Source organism: Mangrovicella endophytica (assembly GCF_002893625.1).
Classification (GTDB): Bacteria; Pseudomonadota; Alphaproteobacteria; order Rhizobiales; family Rhizobiaceae; genus Mangrovicella; species Mangrovicella endophytica.
On sequence record NZ_PKMZ01000002.1, the window covers coordinates 357322 to 374236 of the forward strand.

The 16915-nt window shown below is 68.2% G+C and carries 14 protein-coding genes; 12 read left to right on the top strand and 2 right to left on the bottom strand.

Annotated elements, in window-relative coordinates; translation table 11 throughout:
• Nucleotides 1–124 precede the first annotated feature (124 nt).
• From C0R46_RS07295 to ftsW, 5 genes are read left to right on the top strand one after another with little or no spacing between them, the layout of a single operon-like run.
• The gene (locus C0R46_RS07295) at nt 125–1573 is read left to right on the top strand and encodes a UDP-N-acetylmuramoyl-L-alanyl-D-glutamate--2,6-diaminopimelate ligase (RefSeq protein ID WP_102958934.1); all 1449 of its coding nucleotides are present in this window, start codon (nt 125–127) and stop codon (nt 1571–1573) included.
• Entirely contained in the window at nt 1570–3045 is a 1476-nt protein-coding gene (locus tag C0R46_RS07300; RefSeq protein ID WP_102958935.1) for a UDP-N-acetylmuramoylalanyl-D-glutamyl-2,6-diaminopimelate--D-alanyl-D-alanine ligase, read from the top strand. The genes C0R46_RS07295 and C0R46_RS07300 overlap by 4 nt, the downstream gene beginning before the upstream one ends.
• Nucleotides 3045–4127: a phospho-N-acetylmuramoyl-pentapeptide-transferase gene (gene mraY / locus C0R46_RS07305; RefSeq protein ID WP_102958936.1), complete on the top strand. Its 1083-nt coding sequence runs from the start codon at nt 3045–3047 to the stop codon at nt 4125–4127. The genes C0R46_RS07300 and mraY overlap by 1 nt, the downstream gene beginning before the upstream one ends.
• A gap of 7 nt (nt 4128–4134) precedes the next feature.
• The gene (gene murD, locus C0R46_RS07310) at nt 4135–5529 is read left to right on the top strand and encodes a UDP-N-acetylmuramoyl-L-alanine--D-glutamate ligase (protein WP_102958937.1); all 1395 of its coding nucleotides are present in this window, start codon (nt 4135–4137) and stop codon (nt 5527–5529) included.
• Nucleotides 5530–5532: 3 nt separating this feature from the next.
• Nucleotides 5533–6687, top strand: a complete 1155-nt coding sequence (ftsW, locus tag C0R46_RS07315; RefSeq protein WP_102958938.1) for a putative lipid II flippase FtsW — start codon at nt 5533–5535, stop codon at nt 6685–6687.
• A gap of 31 nt (nt 6688–6718) precedes the next feature.
• On the opposite strand, the gene C0R46_RS07320 is transcribed toward ftsW, so the two are convergent.
• Nucleotides 6719–7219, bottom strand: coding sequence for a DUF29 domain-containing protein (locus tag C0R46_RS07320; protein ID WP_102958939.1), 501 nt, complete (start codon nt 7217–7219; stop codon nt 6719–6721).
• 225 nt (nt 7220–7444) lie between these two features.
• Here C0R46_RS07320 and murG point away from each other — a divergent pair, with 225 nt between their 5' ends.
• From murG to murB, 3 genes are read left to right on the top strand one after another with little or no spacing between them, the layout of a single operon-like run.
• A complete protein-coding gene (murG, locus tag C0R46_RS07325; RefSeq protein ID WP_102958940.1) occupies nt 7445–8542 on the top strand; it encodes an undecaprenyldiphospho-muramoylpentapeptide beta-N-acetylglucosaminyltransferase in 1098 nt (365 codons plus the stop codon).
• A 19-nt stretch (nt 8543–8561) separates the two neighbouring features.
• Nucleotides 8562–9980, top strand: coding sequence for a UDP-N-acetylmuramate--L-alanine ligase (gene murC / locus C0R46_RS07330; protein WP_102958941.1), 1419 nt, complete (start codon nt 8562–8564; stop codon nt 9978–9980).
• On the top strand, nt 9977–10936 hold the full coding sequence (gene murB, locus C0R46_RS07335) for a UDP-N-acetylmuramate dehydrogenase (protein WP_102958942.1): 960 nt from the start codon (nt 9977–9979) through the stop codon (nt 10934–10936). Before murC ends, murB begins: the two co-directional genes overlap by 4 nt.
• Before the next feature lie 166 nt (nt 10937–11102).
• Here the strand turns inward: murB and C0R46_RS07340 are convergent, their stop codons facing one another.
• Nucleotides 11103–11480 (bottom strand): response regulator, encoded by a 378-nt coding sequence (locus C0R46_RS07340; RefSeq protein WP_425349867.1) that lies wholly within the window; start codon nt 11478–11480, stop codon nt 11103–11105.
• A 442-nt stretch (nt 11481–11922) separates the two neighbouring features.
• Between C0R46_RS07340 and C0R46_RS07345 the strand changes: the two genes are divergently transcribed.
• The 4 genes from C0R46_RS07345 to ftsZ all read left to right on the top strand — a co-directional run bounded on the left by C0R46_RS07345 (nt 11923) and on the right by ftsZ (nt 16792).
• Complete coding sequence (locus C0R46_RS07345; protein ID WP_102958944.1) at nt 11923–12846, top strand: D-alanine--D-alanine ligase; 924 nt, start codon at nt 11923–11925, stop codon at nt 12844–12846.
• A complete protein-coding gene (locus tag C0R46_RS07350) occupies nt 12834–13751 on the top strand; it encodes a cell division protein FtsQ/DivIB (RefSeq protein ID WP_245413462.1) in 918 nt (305 codons plus the stop codon). Before C0R46_RS07345 ends, C0R46_RS07350 begins: the two co-directional genes overlap by 13 nt.
• Nucleotides 13748–15076 (top strand): cell division protein FtsA, encoded by a 1329-nt coding sequence (gene ftsA, locus C0R46_RS07355; protein ID WP_102958945.1) that lies wholly within the window; start codon nt 13748–13750, stop codon nt 15074–15076. The genes C0R46_RS07350 and ftsA overlap by 4 nt, the downstream gene beginning before the upstream one ends.
• 114 nt (nt 15077–15190) lie before the next feature.
• The gene (ftsZ, locus tag C0R46_RS07360) at nt 15191–16792 is read left to right on the top strand and encodes a cell division protein FtsZ (protein WP_102958946.1); all 1602 of its coding nucleotides are present in this window, start codon (nt 15191–15193) and stop codon (nt 16790–16792) included.
• The last annotated feature ends 123 nt before the right edge of the window (nt 16793–16915 follow it).

Below are 16915 nucleotides of genomic sequence, written 5' to 3' on the forward strand. Positions count from 1 at the left end.
TCTCTCGTGCCGGCTGTGCCATTTTCCGTCGGCTGCTCTGGAGCGCTCGACTCGAAGAGTCTAGAAGACGCTGCCATGCCGGTATCGCTTGGTTCCGGCCCATTGTTCGAAGCGGAACAGGTGCATGCAGCTTTCCGAACTCGCAGACGGTCTCGCACAGGGCGGCGAGGGCCTCAGCACCCCGGTGACCGGGATCTCCGCTGATTCGCGCAAGATCGAGCCGGGCTTCGTCTTCGCTGCGCTGAGCGGATCGAAGGCGGACGGCGCGCGCTTCATTGCGGATGCCGAGGCGCGGGGCGCAAGTGCGATCCTCGTCGCCGACGGCAGCGCCGTCGAGACCACCCTGCCGGTGCTGCGCTCAGGCGATCCGCGTCACGCGCTCGCGGTGATGGCCCGCCGTGTCTATGGCGCGCAGCCGGAGACGGTGGTCGCCGTCACCGGCACCAGCGGCAAGACCTCGATCGCCGCCTTCACCCGGCAGATCTGGGCGTCGGCCGGCATCGCGGCTGCCTCGGTCGGCACCACCGGCGTCGTTTCGCCGACCCGCAACGACTACGGCTCGCTGACGACCCCGGACCCGGTGGACCTGGCCAAGCTGATGGCCGAGCTTGCCGGCGAGGGCGTCAGCCATGTCGCCATGGAGGCTTCTAGCCACGGGCTCGACCAGCGCCGCCTCGACGGCGTGACGCTCGCCGCGGCCGGCTTCAGCAATCTCGGCCGCGACCACATGGACTACCACCCGACGGTGGAAGAGTATTTCGCCGCCAAGATGCGCCTGTTCGACACGCTGCTGCCGAAGGGTGCGCCGGCGGTGATCTTCGCCGACGACCGCTGGTCGGCCGCCGCCGAGGAGATTGCCCGCAAGGCCGGCGCGTCCGTGCTGACGGTCGGCCGCACCGGCGGCTTCCTGACGCTGAAGCGGCTGGAGCACGAGCGGCACCGCCAGATCGCCGAGATCGACGCGGCCGGCAAGATCCACCGCGTGGTGCTGCCGCTCGCCGGCGAGTTCCAGATGGCCAATGCCCTGGTCGCGGCCGGCCTTGCCATCGCCACGGGGCTCGACATCGATCCGGCGCTGGCGGCGCTGGAAACACTGCAGGGTGCGCCGGGTCGGCTCGACCTTGCCGGCACGACCGCAACCGGCGCGCCGGTCTTCGTCGACTACGCCCACAAGCCGGAGGCGCTGGAGAACGTGCTGCAGTCGGTGCGGCCCTTCACCACCGGCCGCGTCATCGTCGTCTTCGGCTGCGGCGGCGACCGCGACCGCGGCAAGCGCCCGATCATGGGCGAGATCGCGACGCGGCTCGCAGACCTCGTCATCGTCACCGACGACAATCCGCGCTCGGAGGAGCCGGGCTCGATCCGCGCCGCCATCATGGAAGCGGCGCCGGGCGCCCGCGAGATCGGCGACCGCCGCGCCGCTATCCGCGAGGCGGTGGCCGGCGCCAAGGCTGGCGATACGGTGGTCGTCGCCGGCAAGGGCCACGAGATCGGCCAGATGGTGGGTACGGTGACGCATCACTTCAGCGACCACGAGGAAGTCGTGGCCGCGATCGCGGAGGCTGCCCGATGACCCGCCCGCCGCTCTGGACAATGGAGGCGCTGATCGCCGCGACGGGCGGCCGGCCCGTCGGCGACGTGCCGGAGGCGATCACCGGCCTTTCCATCGATACGCGCACGCTCCAGCCGGGCGATGCCTTTCTCGCCATCAAGGGCGACCGCTTCGACGGGCACAGCTTCCTGACCACGGCCGCCGCTGCGGGCGCTTCGCTCCTCGTCGTGTCGGAGCAGAAGCTGCCGGCGCTCGGCCGCGTGCAGGGCGCGCTGCTCGTCGTCGACGACGTCTTGAAGGCGCTGGAACGCCTTGCCGTCGCGGCACGGGCGCGCAGCGAGGCCAAGATCATCGCGGTGACCGGCAGCGTCGGCAAGACGACGACCAAGGAGGCGCTGCGCCAGGCTCTCGGCGCCTGCGGCAGCGTCCACGCTTCCGCCGCCTCGTTCAACAACCACTGGGGCGTGCCGCTGAGTCTCGCGCGCCTGCCGGCCGACACGCGCTACGGCGTCTTCGAGATCGGCATGAACCATCCCGGCGAGATCCGGCCGCTGGTGAAGCTGGTGAAGCCGCATGTCGCGATCATCACGCTGATCGCGGCCGCCCATCTCGGCCATTTCGCCGATCTCGACGAGATCGCCACCGCCAAGGCGGAGATCTTCCAAGGGCTGGTGCCGGACGGCACCGCCGTCCTCAACGCCGACGATCCGCAATGCGGGCCGCTGGCGACCCGCGCCCGCCAGGCCGGCGTCTCGCGCATCGCCACCTTCGGCGAGGCGTCCGGCGCCGACTTCCGGCTCGTCTCCTTCGAGCCGTTTGCCGACGGGGCGCTGATGCGGGCATCGATCGCCGGCACGGATGTCGAGATCCGCCTGTCGGCGGCCGGCCGTCATATCGCGCAAAACATCCTCGCCGTGCTCGGCGCCGCGCAGCTCGCCGGCGCCTATGTACCGGCCGCAGCCGCCGCGCTGTCGAGCTGGCGGGCGGGCAAGGGGCGCGGCGAGCGCCATGTCTTGACCGTTCCCGGCGCTGGACGCCTGACGGTGATCGACGAAAGCTACAACGCCAATCCGGCCTCGATGCGCGCGGCCTTCGCCGTGCTCGGCTCGACGCCGCCGGAGGAGGGCGGGCGGCGCATCGCCGTGCTCGGCGACATGCTGGAGCTCGGCGACCGCTCGGCCGAGCTGCACGCGGCGCTGGCCGAACCGCTGATCGAGGCCGGCGTTGACCGCGTCCACTGCGCCGGCGCGGCGATGAAGGCACTCGACGATGCGCTGGAGGGGCGGCTCGCCTGCCAGTGGCACGACAGCGTCGACGAGCTTTGCGCAAGCCTCCTGCAGGATATCAAGGCAGGCGACGTCGTCATGGCCAAGGCGTCGAACAGTCTGGGCTTCTCGAAGGTGGTCAGCCGCCTCCTCGAAGCCTATGGCAGCCGCACCAACGCGCCTGCCGGCGTGGCCGACGCCGGCAAAGGCCAGGAGTCATCGTCCTAATGCTCGCCTATCTCGGCCAGTTCGCCGCCGACGTCCCGGCCTTCAACGTCTTCCGGTACATCACCTTCCGGACGGCGTCGGCGATGATCACCGGCTTCATCGTCGTGTTCCTGTTCGGCCCCGCGATCATCGCGGCGCTGCGTATCCGGCAGGGCAAGGGCCAGCCGATCCGCGCCGACGGGCCGCAGACGCATTTCAAGAAGGCCGGCACGCCGACCATGGGCGGGCTGATGATCCTCTCTGGCGTGCTGGCGGCAACGCTGATCTGGGCGGACCTCAGCAACCTCTATGTCTGGACGGTGCTGCTCGTCACCGTGGGCTTTGGCGCCATCGGCTTCTATGACGACTATCTGAAGGTCACCAAGCAGAGCCACAAGGGCTTCTCCGGCAAATCGCGCCTGGCGCTGGAATTCCTGATCGCGGGCGTGTCGAGTGCGCTGGTGGTCTATGCCGGCACCGGCACCTTCGCCTCGTCGCTGGCATTCCCCTTCGTGAAGGAACTGCTGATCGACCTCGGCTGGTTCTACGTCGTCTTCGCCGCCTTCGTGATCGTCGGCGCCGGCAATGCGGTGAACCTCACCGACGGGCTGGACGGCCTCGCCATCGTGCCGATCATGATCGCGGCCTCGGCCTTCGGCCTGATCGCCTATCTCTCCGGCAATGTGAACTTCGCCAACTACCTGCAGATCCACTATGTCTACGGCACCGGTGAGCTCGCGGTGCTGTGCGGCGCGGTGATCGGGGCGGGGCTCGGCTTCCTCTGGTTCAATGCGCCGCCGGCGGCGATCTTCATGGGCGACACGGGTTCGCTCGCGCTCGGCGGCATGACGGGGGCCATCGCGGTCGCCACCAAGCACGAACTGGTGCTCGCTATCATCGGCGGCCTCTTCGTCATCGAGGCGCTGTCGGTGATCCTGCAGGTCGCCTCCTTCAAGCTGACCGGCAAGCGCATCTTCCTGATGGCGCCGATCCACCATCACTTTGAGAAGCTCGGCTGGACGGAGAGCCAGGTGGTGGTGCGCTTCTGGATCATCGCCTTCATGCTGGCCTTTGTCGGCCTGTCCACCCTGAAGCTGCGGTAGGCGCGCGATGATTCCGGTCGCAACCTCTGCCGGCAAGCGTGTCGCGCTGTTCGGCCTCGGCGGCTCCGGCCGCGCCACCGCACAGGCCCTCGTGGAAGGGGGCGCCGACCTCACGGCGTTCGACGACAATCCCGACAGCGTCGCGGCGGCAAGTGCGGCGGGCATTCCGACAGGCGACCTGAAGGCGGTGGACTGGAGCGGCGTGGACGCGCTGGTGCTCTCGCCGGGCGTGCCGCTGACGCATCCGCGGCCGCACTGGACGGTGGATCTGGCCAAGGCGGCCGGCGCCGAGGTGATCGGCGATGTCGAGCTGTTCGCGCGCGAGCGGGCGGCCCAAGCGCCCGAGGCGCCGCTCGTCGCCATTACCGGCACCAACGGCAAGTCCACCACGACGGCGCTGATCGCCCACTGCATCCGGGCGAGTGGTCGCGATACGCAGCTCGGCGGCAATATCGGCGTCGCCGTGCTGACGCTGGAGCCGCCGCGGCCGGACCGCTTCTATGTCGTTGAGTGCTCGTCCTACCAGATCGACCTCGCGCCGAGCCTGAAGCCTTCCGTCGGCATCCTCCTGAACCTGACGCCGGACCATCTCGACCGGCACGGGACGATGGAAAACTATGCCGCGATCAAGGAGCGGCTGGTGGCGGCCTCCGACGTCGCGGTCGTGGGCGTCGACGACGACCATTGCCGCACCATCGCGGCGCGGCTGGAGGCGAACGGTCGGCGCGTGGTTCGCATCTCGCAGACCGAGGCGCTGGAGGAGGGCGTGTTCTTCGACGGTGCGCAGGTGATGCGCCGGATGGCCGGCTACCCCGAAGCGATCTTCGACCTCACCGGCATCGGTTCCTTGCGCGGGCGCCACAACGGCCAGAACGCGGCGGCCGCCGTCGCGGCGCTGACGGCGGCGGGGCTCTCCGTCTTCGAGCTCACCGCGGGCCTGCGCAGCTTTCCCGGCCTGGCGCACCGGATGGAGGAGATCGGCCGACAGGGGGACGTGCTCTTCGTCAATGACAGCAAGGCGACCAATGCGGAAGCCGCGGCGCCGGCGCTCGCGGCCTTTCCGCGCATCCACTGGATCGCCGGCGGGCTTCCCAAAGCGGGCGGCATCACCTCGCTCTCGGGTTTTTTCCCCCGCATCGCCAAGGCCTATCTGATCGGCGAGGCGGCACCGGCCTTTGCCGCGACTCTTGGTGAACGAATTCCTTACGAAATCTCGGGTACATTGGCTGCTGCCGTCGAGCACGCCGCCCGGGACGCCGGCGAGACCGGCCAGGAAGAGGTGGTGCTTTTGTCGCCCGCCTGTGCCAGTTTCGATCAGTTCCGTAATTTCGAAGTGCGTGGCGACGCGTTCCGGGAGGCCGTCAAAGGGCTGCCCGGCATCGAACTCATTCGGAAGGGCTGAGACATGCCGACCCGTGCCAAGCGTGGTGTCGTCACCGACTGGTGGTGGAGCGTCGACCGCTGGTTCCTCGCCGCCTTCCTGACGCTGATGGTGGGCGGCCTCGTCCTGTCCTTTGCGGCCAGCCCGCCGGTTGCCGAGAAGATCGGGCTGGAGCCGTTCCACTTCGTCAAGCGCCACGCGCTGTTCCTGATCCCCTCCATCGTCGCGATGATCGGCACGTCGATGCTGAGCCCGCGCGGCGTCAGGCGCATGGCGCTCATGATGCTCGGCGGCTCCATCGTGCTGATGGTGCTGGCGCTGTTCATCGGTGTCGAGGTGAAGGGCGCCCGTCGCTGGATCGGCGTCGGCGCCCTGGCGATCCAGCCGTCCGAGTTCATGAAGCCGGCCTTCGTGGTGATCTGCGCCTGGCTGTTCGCCGAGAAGGCGCGGCGGGCCGACATCCCCGGCAACCTCTTCGCCATCATCCTCCTCTTCATCGTGGCGGCGCTGCTCGTCGCGCAGCCCGACCTCGGCCAGACCATCCTGACCGCCGGCGCCTGGGGCGGCCTGTTCTTCATGGCCGGCCTCTCCTGGATCTGGATCGCCATGCTGGGCGGCCTGGCGGGTGCCGGCTTCTTTGCCGCCTATTACGTCTTCCCGCACGTCGCGAGCCGCATCGACCGCTTCATGACCGGCGAGGGCGACACCTTTCAGACCGACACGGCGCGCGAGGCGATCATGCGCGGCGGCTGGCTCGGCCAGGGCCCGGGCGAGGGCACGGTGAAGCGCCTGCTGCCGGACAGCCATACCGACTTTGCCTTCTCGGTGATCGCCGAGGAGTTCGGCATCGTCACCTGCATGCTGCTCGCCGGCATCTTCTGCTTCATCGTGGTGCGCGGCCTTTCCATCGCGCTGCAGCAGCGGGACGTGTTCTCGCGGCTTGCGATCTCCGGCCTCGTCTTCCTGTTCGGCCTCCAGTCGATCATCAACATGGCGGTGAACCTGCAGCTGATGCCCGCCAAGGGCATGACGCTGCCCTTCATCTCCTATGGTGGCTCGTCCATGCTCGCGGTCGCGATCTCGGCCGGCTTCGTGCTGGCGCTGACGCGCAAGCGTCCGGAGAACCGCTCGCAGACCGACCGGCTGATGGACAGGACGCTGGCGCTGCACGGGGCGTGAAGCGGCTCAGATAGCAGAAGACGTCAGCGCCTCAGCGACGATGATCCGCGTTGTCCGAGTGGGCGCTGGCTGCAACAACCTTCGCCGCATCTCGCGGGTTGAATCCCGCGTCGAGTAGCTGATCCAAGGTCAGCGGACAGTCCTCGGGCAACTGCGGAACGACGATACCGTACTCCGCCAGCAGGTCAGTCGCGTTCCTTCTGGCCACGCTCCATATTTTCGGCAGATCCAGCCGCTGCCTTAGTCCGGGCGAATAAACAAGCATCGCGTCGCCCTGAAATCCGGATGCCTCGCCGACCCAGTGAGCCACGGACGGGGCGTCCGGATCGAACGCGATCTTCACGAGATGGACGAGCGTTTGCCTGAGCAGGCTCGAGACTTCCTTGATCTCGGCCCTGCCCAAATCCTCGATCTCCTCGGCCAGATTTTCGATATCAAGACGATTGGAACTGCGCGGCAGCGCACGCAGCAAAGCGGCTTGATCCTGCGTCCAGGTGTAGAAGTCAGTGTCGTGCTGCTGCGAAGGGGTCATGGCAATCCATCGTTCGCTGACTCTGCATGATGAGTCTACAGAGGCGGCTTACAGCTCGCAAACGGGTTGCCCACAGCGTAAGAGCTTCGATCACGCCTTGAAGGGAGGCTCGCTTGCCGACACAGCAAATACGCTCCTAACTTCCTCGCCTCGCCTGGAAACAGTAGTGGCATCTGCCACCTAGAGTATTTCGTCCGGCAGCACGGTTATCCCATACGGAGCTTCATGAACGGTCCCATTCTTCTGTCCGCTGGCGGGACCGGCGGACACCTGTTTCCCGCCGAGGCGCTGGCGCATGAGCTGCGGGCGCGCGGCTTCGACGTGCACCTGGTGACGGATGCGCGGGCCGAGCGCTTTGCCGGCAGCTTTCCGGCCGAGGCGGTGCACAGCGTGCGCTCCGCCACATTCGGCTCCAAACGTCCGCTGGCGCTCGCCCGCTCGCTCTGGACGCTGTGGACGGGCTTTCGCGCCGCCGGAGCCCTGATCCGGCGCATCCGGCCGGCGGTCGTGGTCGGCTTCGGCGGCTACCCCACCGTGCCGCCGCTGATGGCGGCCGTGCAGGCGGGGCGCCCGACGGTCGTCCACGAGCAGAACGCGGTGATGGGCCGCGCGAACACATTCCTGGCCAAGCGCGTCACGGCGATCGCGGGCGGCTTCCTGCCGAAGGCCGGACCCTTCGCCGACAAGATCACCGTCACCGGCAATCCGGTGCGGCCAGCAGTGGTCGCGGCGGCCGAGACGCCGTATATGCCTGCCGCGGCGGGCGAGCCGTTCCGCCTCCTCGTCTTTGGGGGCAGCCAGGGCGCGCGCTTCTTCTCCGACATGATGCCGGACGTCTTCGCCCGATTGCCCGAGCACCTGCGCGCGCGGCTGCGGGTGACGCAGCAGGCGCGGGTCGAGGATCAGGCGCGGGTGCAGGCCCGCTATGCCGAAGTCGGCGTTGAGGCCGCCGTCGAGCCTTTCTTCAAGGATCTGCCGGTGCGAATGGGGGAGGCGCATCTGGTGATCTCGCGCTCGGGCGCCTCGACGGTGCTGGAGCTCTCGGTGATCGGCCGGCCCGCCATCCTCGTGCCGCTGCCGCACGCCCTGGACGACGATCAGGGCCACAACGCCAAGCTTCTCGTCGATGCGGGCGCGGCGGTGATGCGCCGCCAGCCGACGATCACGCCGGACACGCTCGCGACCGAGATCGCCGCGCTGGTCGAGGATCCGGCCCGCCTCGCCGCCATGGCGACGGCGGCCAAGACGCTCGGGCGCACCAACGCCACGCAGTTGCTTGCGGACCTGGTAGAGTCTATCTCGGCGCGGACGCGTTCAGCCTGACCAATCAAGGAGTGTGGCCATGAAGATGCCGCCCAATATCGGCCCGGTGCACTTCATCGGCATCGGCGGCATCGGCATGAGCGGCATTGCCGAAGTGCTGGCCAATCTCGGCTACACCGTGCAGGGCTCCGACCAGTCGGAGAACGCCAACGTCCAGCGGCTGCGCGACAAGGGCATCAGCGTTTCGATCGGCCATGACGCTGCCAATCTCGGCAAGGCCGAAGTGGTGGTGGTTTCGACGGCGATCCGCCGCTCCAACCCGGAGCTGGCGGCCGCGCGCGAGCGCCTGCTGCCGATCGTACGCCGCGCCGAGATGCTGGCCGAGCTGATGCGCTTCCGCCAGGCGATCGCCATCGGCGGCACGCATGGGAAGACCACGACGACCTCGATGGTGGCGACGCTGCTCGACGCCGGTGGGCTCGACCCGACGGTCGTCAACGGCGGCATCATCAACGCCTACGGCACCAATGCGCGCATGGGCGCCGGCAACTGGATGGTGGTGGAGGCGGACGAGTCCGACGGCACCTTCTTGAAGCTGCCGGCCGACGTCGTTATCGTCACCAACATCGATCCCGAGCATCTCGATCACTACGGCACCTTCGATAAAGTGCGCGACGCCTTCCGGGCGTTCGTCGAGAACGTGCCGTTCTACGGCTTCGGCGTGATGTGCCTCGACCATCCGGAGGTGCAGACGCTGGTCTCCGAGATCGAGGACCGGCGCATCATCACCTATGGCGAGAACCTGCAGGCGGACGTACGCTTCGAGAACCTGACCGTGGACGGCGGGCGCTCGCGCTTCGACGTGACGCTACGCGACCGCGTCAGCGGCGGGACGGAGCGCATCGAGGGTCTCACCCTGCCGATGCCCGGCCGCCACAACGTTTCCAACGCGACGGCGGCGGTCGCCGTGGCGCACCGCCTCGGCATTTCGGCGGATGCGATCAAGAAGGGCCTCTCCGGCTTCGGCGGCGTCAAGCGGCGCTTCACCCATACCGGCCACGTCAACGGCGTCGACGTCTATGACGATTACGGCCACCATCCGGTCGAGATCCGCGCCGTGCTCGCCGCAGCGCGCTCCTCGGCGAGCGGCCGCGTCGTCGCGGTGGTGCAGCCGCACCGCTTCACCCGCCTGCAGAGCCTCTTTGCCGACTTCGCCGCCTGCTTCAACGACGCGGACACGGTGATCCTGGCGCCTGTCTATGCCGCCGGCGAGGACCCGATCCCCGGCGTCAGCTCCGAGGCGCTGGTCGAGCGGCTGAAGCTCGGCGGCCATCGCGACGCCAGGCTGATCGAGGGGCCGCAGGAACTGGCGCCGCTGATCGACCGCATCGCCGAACCCGGCGACATGGTGGTGTGCCTCGGCGCCGGCTCGATCACGCAGTGGGCCTATGCGCTGCCGAAGGAGTTGGCAGCACTCCACGAGGCGCGCGGCCGATGAACGGCGAGGCGCTGCTGACGAGCCTCGGCGACAGGCTGGCGGGCATCCGCGGCCGACTGACGCCGAATTCCGGCATGGAGAAGATCACCTGGTTCCGCGCCGGCGGGCCGGCCGAGATCCTGTTCCAGCCGGCCGACGAGGAGGACCTCGCGGCCTTCCTGCGCGCGCTGCCCGAAGAGGTGCCGGTGCTGACGGTTGGCATCGGCTCCAACCTCCTGGTGCGCGAGGGCGGCATCCCCGGCGTCGTCATCCGCCTGTCGGCCAAGGGCTTCGGCACCGCCGAGGCGATCAGCGAGACGGCGATCCGCGCCGGCGCCGCGACGCCCGACAAGCGCGTGGCCGCCGTTGCGCACGAGGCCGGCATCGGCGGCTTCCACTTCTACCACGGCATCCCCGGCTCGATCGGCGGGGCACTGCGGATGAATGCCGGCGCCAACGGTGTCGAGACGCGCGAGCGGGTGCGCGAGGTGAGGGCGCTCGATCGTGCCGGCAACCTCCACGTCCTCTCTAACGCGGACATGGGCTATGCCTACCGCTTCTCCGCGGCGCCGGGCGATCTGATCTTCACCTCCGCGATCTTCGACGGCTATGCCGCCGACCGCGAGGAGATCCGGGTCAAAATGGACGAGGTGCAGCACCATCGCGAGACGGTGCAGCCGATCCGGGAGAAGACCGGCGGATCGACCTTCAAGAACCCGCCGAACTCCTCGGCGTGGAAGGAGATCGACAAGGCCGGCTGCCGGGGCTTGCGCATCGGCGGGGCCGAGATGTCGACCATGCATTGCAACTTCATGATCAATACGGGCGAGGCAACGGGCTACGAGCTCGAGACGCTCGGCGAAACCGTGCGCAAGCGCGTCGCCGAGACGTCGGGCCTGCGGCTCGACTGGGAGATCAAGCGCTTCGGCAACTTCCTGCCGGGGCGTGAGGTGGAGCCGTTCCTCGGCGCCGCCTGAGGTCCCAGTCTCAGGCCTCGGGTTGCTGAGGCGCCGGCCCGAGACGGTCGAGGCGGCGCCGACATTCCCCCGCCTCCTTGGTCCACGGCAGTGCGGCCGTGATCCTTCAACGACCGCTTATGTCAGCCGAACAGCCGCAAGGCGGAGGGATGCGGCATTTGGCCGTTCAGCGGTTCGGCAGAAGCGCGTCGACAGCCTTCTGCAGCTGGTCCTGCTGAAAAGGCTTGGGCAGTCGGGGCAGGTCGAGCTCGAAGCCCGGCGGCAGATCGGCATAGCCGGTGGACAGCAAAATCGGCAGGCCCGGGCGCAGCTCGAGCGCGGCAATCGCAAGCTCCGCACCGGTCATCTGCGGCATCGAGTGGTCGGTGATCACGAGATCGATGCTCGGCTCGCGCTTCAGCACGTCCAGCGCCTCGGCACCGGAATTGGCCTCGATGACGCGATGCCCGAGATCTTCCAGCATGTCGACTGTCGTCATGGCGATCAGCGGATCGTCGTCGACGACAAGGATGGTCGTGGAGGAGGCAGGCTGATCTGTCGACACGTCGGTATCCATCAAGGGTTCGCCGCCATTCGGTGTCGAGCGCCCGGCCGCCGGAGGCCGCTGGCGGATCGGTCACGCACGACGTCGAGGATGTCTGCGGCTGAAGTCCGGAATGCAGTCTGCCGCAGCGCCGTGCCTATGTCGCAGCCGTCGCCTGGAAGGCGTCTGGCCGCTGCATAAGGGGTCGCGGTGTTGCGGCGGGATATAAGGAGCCTCTGACGCCCCGCTATGTCCAGCATCGACCTAGCATGATGTCGATGGGACGGTGTTGCCCTCCGGCATCACTTCCGCGAGACGGCGGCAAGTCCGAAAGGCCTTTCCGCTCAGTGGTTAACAGCTGCTGTTACGATTTTCTTTCAATGCGTGAATCGCCTTAACCACCGTTTAACCATCCGCACGGCATGAATGATCCGCTAACCTCGTTGAGGCGGAAAAACGGTCGATGACCAAGCATGTCGCGATGTTGATGGGCGGATTTTCCTCGGAGAGGCCGGTGAGCCTCGCCTCCGGGAATGCCTGCGCCGACGCGCTGGAAGCGGAGGGCTTCCAGGTGACGCGCGTCGACGTCGATCGCGACGTCGCCCGGACGCTTGCCGAGCTGAAGCCTGATGTCGCCTTCAACGCGCTGCACGGGCCGTTCGGCGAGGACGGCACCATCCAGGGCATTCTGGAATATCTGGAAATCCCCTACACGCATTCCGGCGTGCTCGCCTCGGCGCTGGCGATGAACAAGGCCAAGGCCAAGCTCGTCGCGAAAGCCGCCGGCGTGCCGGTCGCCGAGGCAAAGATCATGCACCGGCTCGACGCGGCCGAGGCGCATGTGATGCAGCCGCCTTATGTCGTGAAGCCGGTGGCCGAGGGCTCGAGCTTCGGCGTCCTGATCGTGCGCGAGAACCATCCGACCCCGCCGCAGCAGCTTTTCGCCTCCGATTGGCCGTATGGCGACATCGTCATGGTGGAGCGCTTCATCCATGGCCGCGAGCTGACCTGCGCCGTGATGGGCGACGTCGCGCTGAACGTCTGCGAGATCACCACCGAAGGCCACACCTTCTACGACTACGATTCCAAATATGCGCCGGGCGGCTCGCGCCACGAGATCCCGGCGGCGATCCCCGCCAAGATCGCCCGGAAGGTGCAGGAATATGCACTGGCGGCGCATCAGGCGGTCGGCTGCCGCGGCGTCTCGCGCTCCGACTTCCGCTACGACGACCGTTTCGGCGAAGGCGGCGAGATCATCTGGCTGGAGGTCAACACCCAGCCGGGCATGACGCCGACCTCGCTCGTTCCCGACATCGCCGCCGAAGCTGGCCACAGCTTCGGCCAGCTCCTGACCTGGATGGTGGAGGACGCGTCATGCCGGCGCTGACCGCACCCGAACGTCTCGCGTTTCGCGAGGGTGAGCGGCCGCAGGGGCGGCTCGCCTTCAAGCTCTCCATGGCCCGCCGGCGCGCCGTCGCGACGGCCGAGGCGCTGTCGCGCCTGCCGACGCCGCGCTTCGGCACCGTCATCGTCGTGGTGCTCGGCGCCACCGGCCTCTACGGCATGTCGCTCGGCGGTCATACGACGGCGGTGATCGACGAGATCGCCCAGCCTTTCGGCTTCTCGATCGACGACATCGACGTCTCCGGCAATCGCGAGACCTCCGAGATCGACGTGCTGCAGGCACTCTGGTCGACCGGCTCGACGAGCCTGCCCTCGCTTGACCCGGAGGCTGCCCGCGCGACGCTGGAGGCGATGCCCTGGATCGAGAGCGCGGCGATCTCGAAGATCTATCCGAACCGCGTCGTCATCAAGCTCGTCGAGCACCAGCCCTACGCGCTCTGGCAGAAGGGCCGCGAGCTCTTCATCGTCGACAAGGCCGGCCGGGAGATCGTGCCCTACAGCTTCGGCCGCTACTCGACGCTGCCGCTGATGGTCGGCACCGGAGCTGCGGCGCACGCGGCCGAGCTGCTCGACCAGATGGATGCGCTGCCCGAGCTTCGCGCAAGGGTGAAGGCGTATATTCGCGTCGGCGACAGGCGCTGGGACATGCGACTGGACAACGGCGTCACTATCCGCCTGCCCGAGGACCAGCCCGTGGAAGCGGCGGCCGAGGTGGCGCGGATGGACCGTGAGACCGGTCTCTTGTCCCGCGACATCGCTGCGGTCGACGTGCGGCTTGCCGACCGGATGGTGATCAAGCTGACGCCGGATTCCCTCGTCCGGCGCAATGCGGCGCTGAAGGAGCGCGAGAAGCTCCTCAAGCGCAGCAAGAAGGAGAATCCGGTATGAGCGTTTTCTCCCGGACGAACGACAAGCTGCCCCGGATGAAGGCGCTGTCGCGCCGGCGCTCGCGCATCATCTCAGTGCTCGACGTCGGCAGCGACAAGGTCACCTGCCTGATCGGGCGGCTGAAGCCGCGTCCCGACAGCGAGGTGCTGCCGAACCGCACCCACACGATCGAGGTGATCGGCGTCGGCCACCAGCGTTCGCGCGGCATCAAGTCGGGCGTCGTCGTCGACCTCGAAGCGGCCGAGCATTCGATCCGCCATTGCGTCGACGCGGCCGAGCGGATGGCAGGCCTCACCATCGAGTCGCTCATCGTCTCGGTCACCGCCGGGCGGCTGAAGAGCCTGCGCGGCCGCGCCGAGGTGGCGACGCGCGGCAATGCCGTCACCGAAGCCGACATGAACCGCGTCTTCTCGCTGGCGGCACAGACGCCGATCGAGCACGGCCGCATCGCGCTGCACTCGATCCCGTTCGAGATCTTCCTCGACGGCGAGAACGGCCTGGAGAACCCGCAGGGGATGGTCGGCGAGCGCCTGGGCGCGGACATGCACGTCCTCACCGCCGAGGAAACGCCGCTGCGCAACCTCGAGGCGGCGGTGAACCGCGCCCACCTGGTGGTCGAGGCCTTTGTCGCCACCCCCTATGCCAGCGGCCTCTCGGTGCTCGTCGACGACGAAGCCGCGATGGGTTCGGCCTGCATCGACATGGGCGGCGGCTCGACGACGATCTCGATCTTCCAGAACGGCCGCTTCGTTTATGCCGACTCCGTCGCGCTCGGCGGCAACCACATCACCATGGACCTGGCGCGCGGCCTGTCGCTGCGCCCGGAACATGCCGAGCGGCTGAAGGTGATGCATGGCTGCACGCTGTCGGAGCTGATGGACGACCGCGAGCCGGTGCAGGTCGCGCCGCTCGGCCAGGAGGGTGACGAGACCTCGGTCAGCGTCGCCCGTTCGCTGATCGCCAAGATCATCCGCCCGCGCGTCGAGGAGACGTTCGAGCTGATCCGCGACCGGCTGGCGGCCTCAGGCCTCGGCCATGTCATCGGCAAGCGCGTCGTCCTGACCGGCGGCGCCAGCCAGCTCGCCGGACTGAACGAGACGGCCAAGGCGGTGATGCAGCGCAATGTGCGCCTCGGCCGCCCGGTCGGCGTCTCGGGCCTCAGCCCGGCCAACAAGAGCCCCGCCTTCGCGACTTCCGTCGGCCTCCTGATCTACCCGCAGGTGGCCCAGACCGAATACGTGGCGAGAACGTCGCCGGCCGCCTTCGCGGTCGACGAGAGAACCAGTGTCGGGCGCTTCGGCGCCTGGCTGAAACGCAGCTTCTAAGTTTCCGGCGGGTTCGCCCGCCACTCCACACGGTGCGCGCCGCGCGCCGGGCGCATCATGAAGACCAACGGCCGGCGCGGCGAGACGGCCATAGATCGAAGAGGAACCAAGGCCATGGCCATCAATCTGCAGAAGCCGGACATCACCGAGCTGAAGCCGCGCATCACCGTGTTCGGTGTCGGCGGCGGCGGCTGCAATGCGGTCAACAACATGATCAACGCCGGTCTCGAAGGCGTCGAGTTCGTGATCGCCAACACCGATGCGCAGGCTCTGCGGTCCTCCCGCGCCGAACGCGTGATCCAGATGGGCGTCGCCGTCACCGAGGGTCTCGGCGCCGGCTCGCAGCCCGAGGTCGGCCGCGCCGCCGCGGAAGAGTCCCTCGACGAGATCTGCGATCACCTGCTCGGCTCGCATATGTGCTTCGTCACCGCCGGCATGGGCGGCGGCACCGGCACGGGCGCTGCTCCGGTCGTGGCCCGCGCGGCCCGCGAAAAGGGCATCCTGACCGTCGGCGTCGTGACCAAGCCGTTCCACTTCGAGGGACAGCGCCGTCTGCGCATCGCCGAGCAGGGCATCGAGGAGCTGCAGAAGAACGTCGACACGCTCATCGTCATCCCGAACCAGAACCTCTTCCGCATCGCCAACGACAAGACGACCTTTGCGGACGCCTTCGGCATGGCCGACCAGGTGCTCTATTCGGGCGTCGCCTGCATCACCGACCTGATGGTCAAGGAAGGTCTGATCAACCTCGACTTCGCCGACGTCCGTTCGGTGATGCGCGAGATGGGCAAGGCGATGATGGGCACGGGCGAAGCGTCCGGCGAGGGCCGCGCCATGGCCGCCGCCGAGGCGGCGATCGCCAACCCGCTCCTCGACGAGACCTCGATGAAGGGCGCCAAGGGCCTGCTCATCTCGATCACCGGCGGGCGTGACCTGACGCTCTTCGAGGTCGACGAGGCCGCCACCCGCATCCGCGAGGAGGTCGACCAGGACGCCAACATCATCCTCGGCGCCACCTTCGACGAGAGCCTGGAAGGCGTCATCCGCGTGTCCGTCGTCGCCACCGGCATCGACAAGACCGCGATGGAGGTCTTCGACCGTCCGGTCGAACTGCGCACGCAGGCTATTGCCCAGCGTCCGGCCCCGGTGCAGCAGCCGGTCGTCCCGGCGATCGCCGCCGCCGCGCCTGTCGCGCCGCAGCCGATGATGGCCGCTCCGTCCTTCACCGCCGAGCAGCATCAGCCGAAGGCCGCCGCGCCGGAGCTCGAGGACGACTTCACCGCCGCTCTCGAGGCCGAGATCGCCCAGGTCGCGCCGGCTGCCCGCCCGGCTGCTCCGATGACCGCCCAGCGCGAGGCGGTTGCGCCGCGCATGCCGCGCGTCGAGGACTTCCCGCCGGTCGTGCAGCAGGAGATCGAGCGTCGCACGGCTGCGATGGAGCCCGCTGCCGCGCATGACGACAAGGGTGCCATGGGCCTGCTGCGCCGTCTGACCACGGGCCTGTCGCGCCGCGAGGAGGACGACATGCTGGCGCCGGACGCCGCGCGTGCCGCCAAGCCTCAGGAGCAGCGCCGTCCGGCCCATGTCGAGCCGAACCCGTATGCGCCGCGCCGTGCGGCCGCCGAGTCCGCCGCCCGTCCGGTGTCGCAGGTCCGCCCGGCCGCTGAGGACGATCAGCTGGAAATCCCGGCCTTCCTGCGCCGCCAGGCCAACTGATCCAGCTCTGTTACAGCTTCGCAACACGAGCCCGCCGTCTCCGGACGGCGGGCTTTTTTGTTAAGACATTGTTTAAAATGCCATTTATCTCCGCTTAACCCTGTCTGCCGTAACATGGGGTAA

What these genes read in the sequence shown, in the direction of transcription:
- C0R46_RS07295 (WP_102958934.1), top strand. Translation starts at nt 125, where the DNA reads ATGCAGCTTTCCGAACTCGCAGACGGTCTCGCACAGGGCGGCGAGGGC.
- C0R46_RS07300 (WP_102958935.1), top strand. Translation starts at nt 1,570, where the DNA reads ATGACCCGCCCGCCGCTCTGGACAATGGAGGCGCTGATCGCCGCGACG.
- mraY (WP_102958936.1), top strand. Translation starts at nt 3,045, where the DNA reads ATGCTCGCCTATCTCGGCCAGTTCGCCGCCGACGTCCCGGCCTTCAAC.
- murD (WP_102958937.1), top strand. Translation starts at nt 4,135, where the DNA reads ATGATTCCGGTCGCAACCTCTGCCGGCAAGCGTGTCGCGCTGTTCGGC.
- ftsW (WP_102958938.1), top strand. Translation starts at nt 5,533, where the DNA reads ATGCCGACCCGTGCCAAGCGTGGTGTCGTCACCGACTGGTGGTGGAGC.
- C0R46_RS07320 (WP_102958939.1), bottom strand. Translation starts at nt 7,219, where the DNA reads ATGACCCCTTCGCAGCAGCACGACACTGACTTCTACACCTGGACGCAG.
- murG (WP_102958940.1), top strand. Translation starts at nt 7,445, where the DNA reads ATGAACGGTCCCATTCTTCTGTCCGCTGGCGGGACCGGCGGACACCTG.
- murC (WP_102958941.1), top strand. Translation starts at nt 8,562, where the DNA reads ATGAAGATGCCGCCCAATATCGGCCCGGTGCACTTCATCGGCATCGGC.
- murB (WP_102958942.1), top strand. Translation starts at nt 9,977, where the DNA reads ATGAACGGCGAGGCGCTGCTGACGAGCCTCGGCGACAGGCTGGCGGGC.
- C0R46_RS07345 (WP_102958944.1), top strand. Translation starts at nt 11,923, where the DNA reads ATGACCAAGCATGTCGCGATGTTGATGGGCGGATTTTCCTCGGAGAGG.
- C0R46_RS07350 (WP_245413462.1), top strand. Translation starts at nt 12,834, where the DNA reads ATGCCGGCGCTGACCGCACCCGAACGTCTCGCGTTTCGCGAGGGTGAG.
- ftsA (WP_102958945.1), top strand. Translation starts at nt 13,748, where the DNA reads ATGAGCGTTTTCTCCCGGACGAACGACAAGCTGCCCCGGATGAAGGCG.
- ftsZ (WP_102958946.1), top strand. Translation starts at nt 15,191, where the DNA reads ATGGCCATCAATCTGCAGAAGCCGGACATCACCGAGCTGAAGCCGCGC.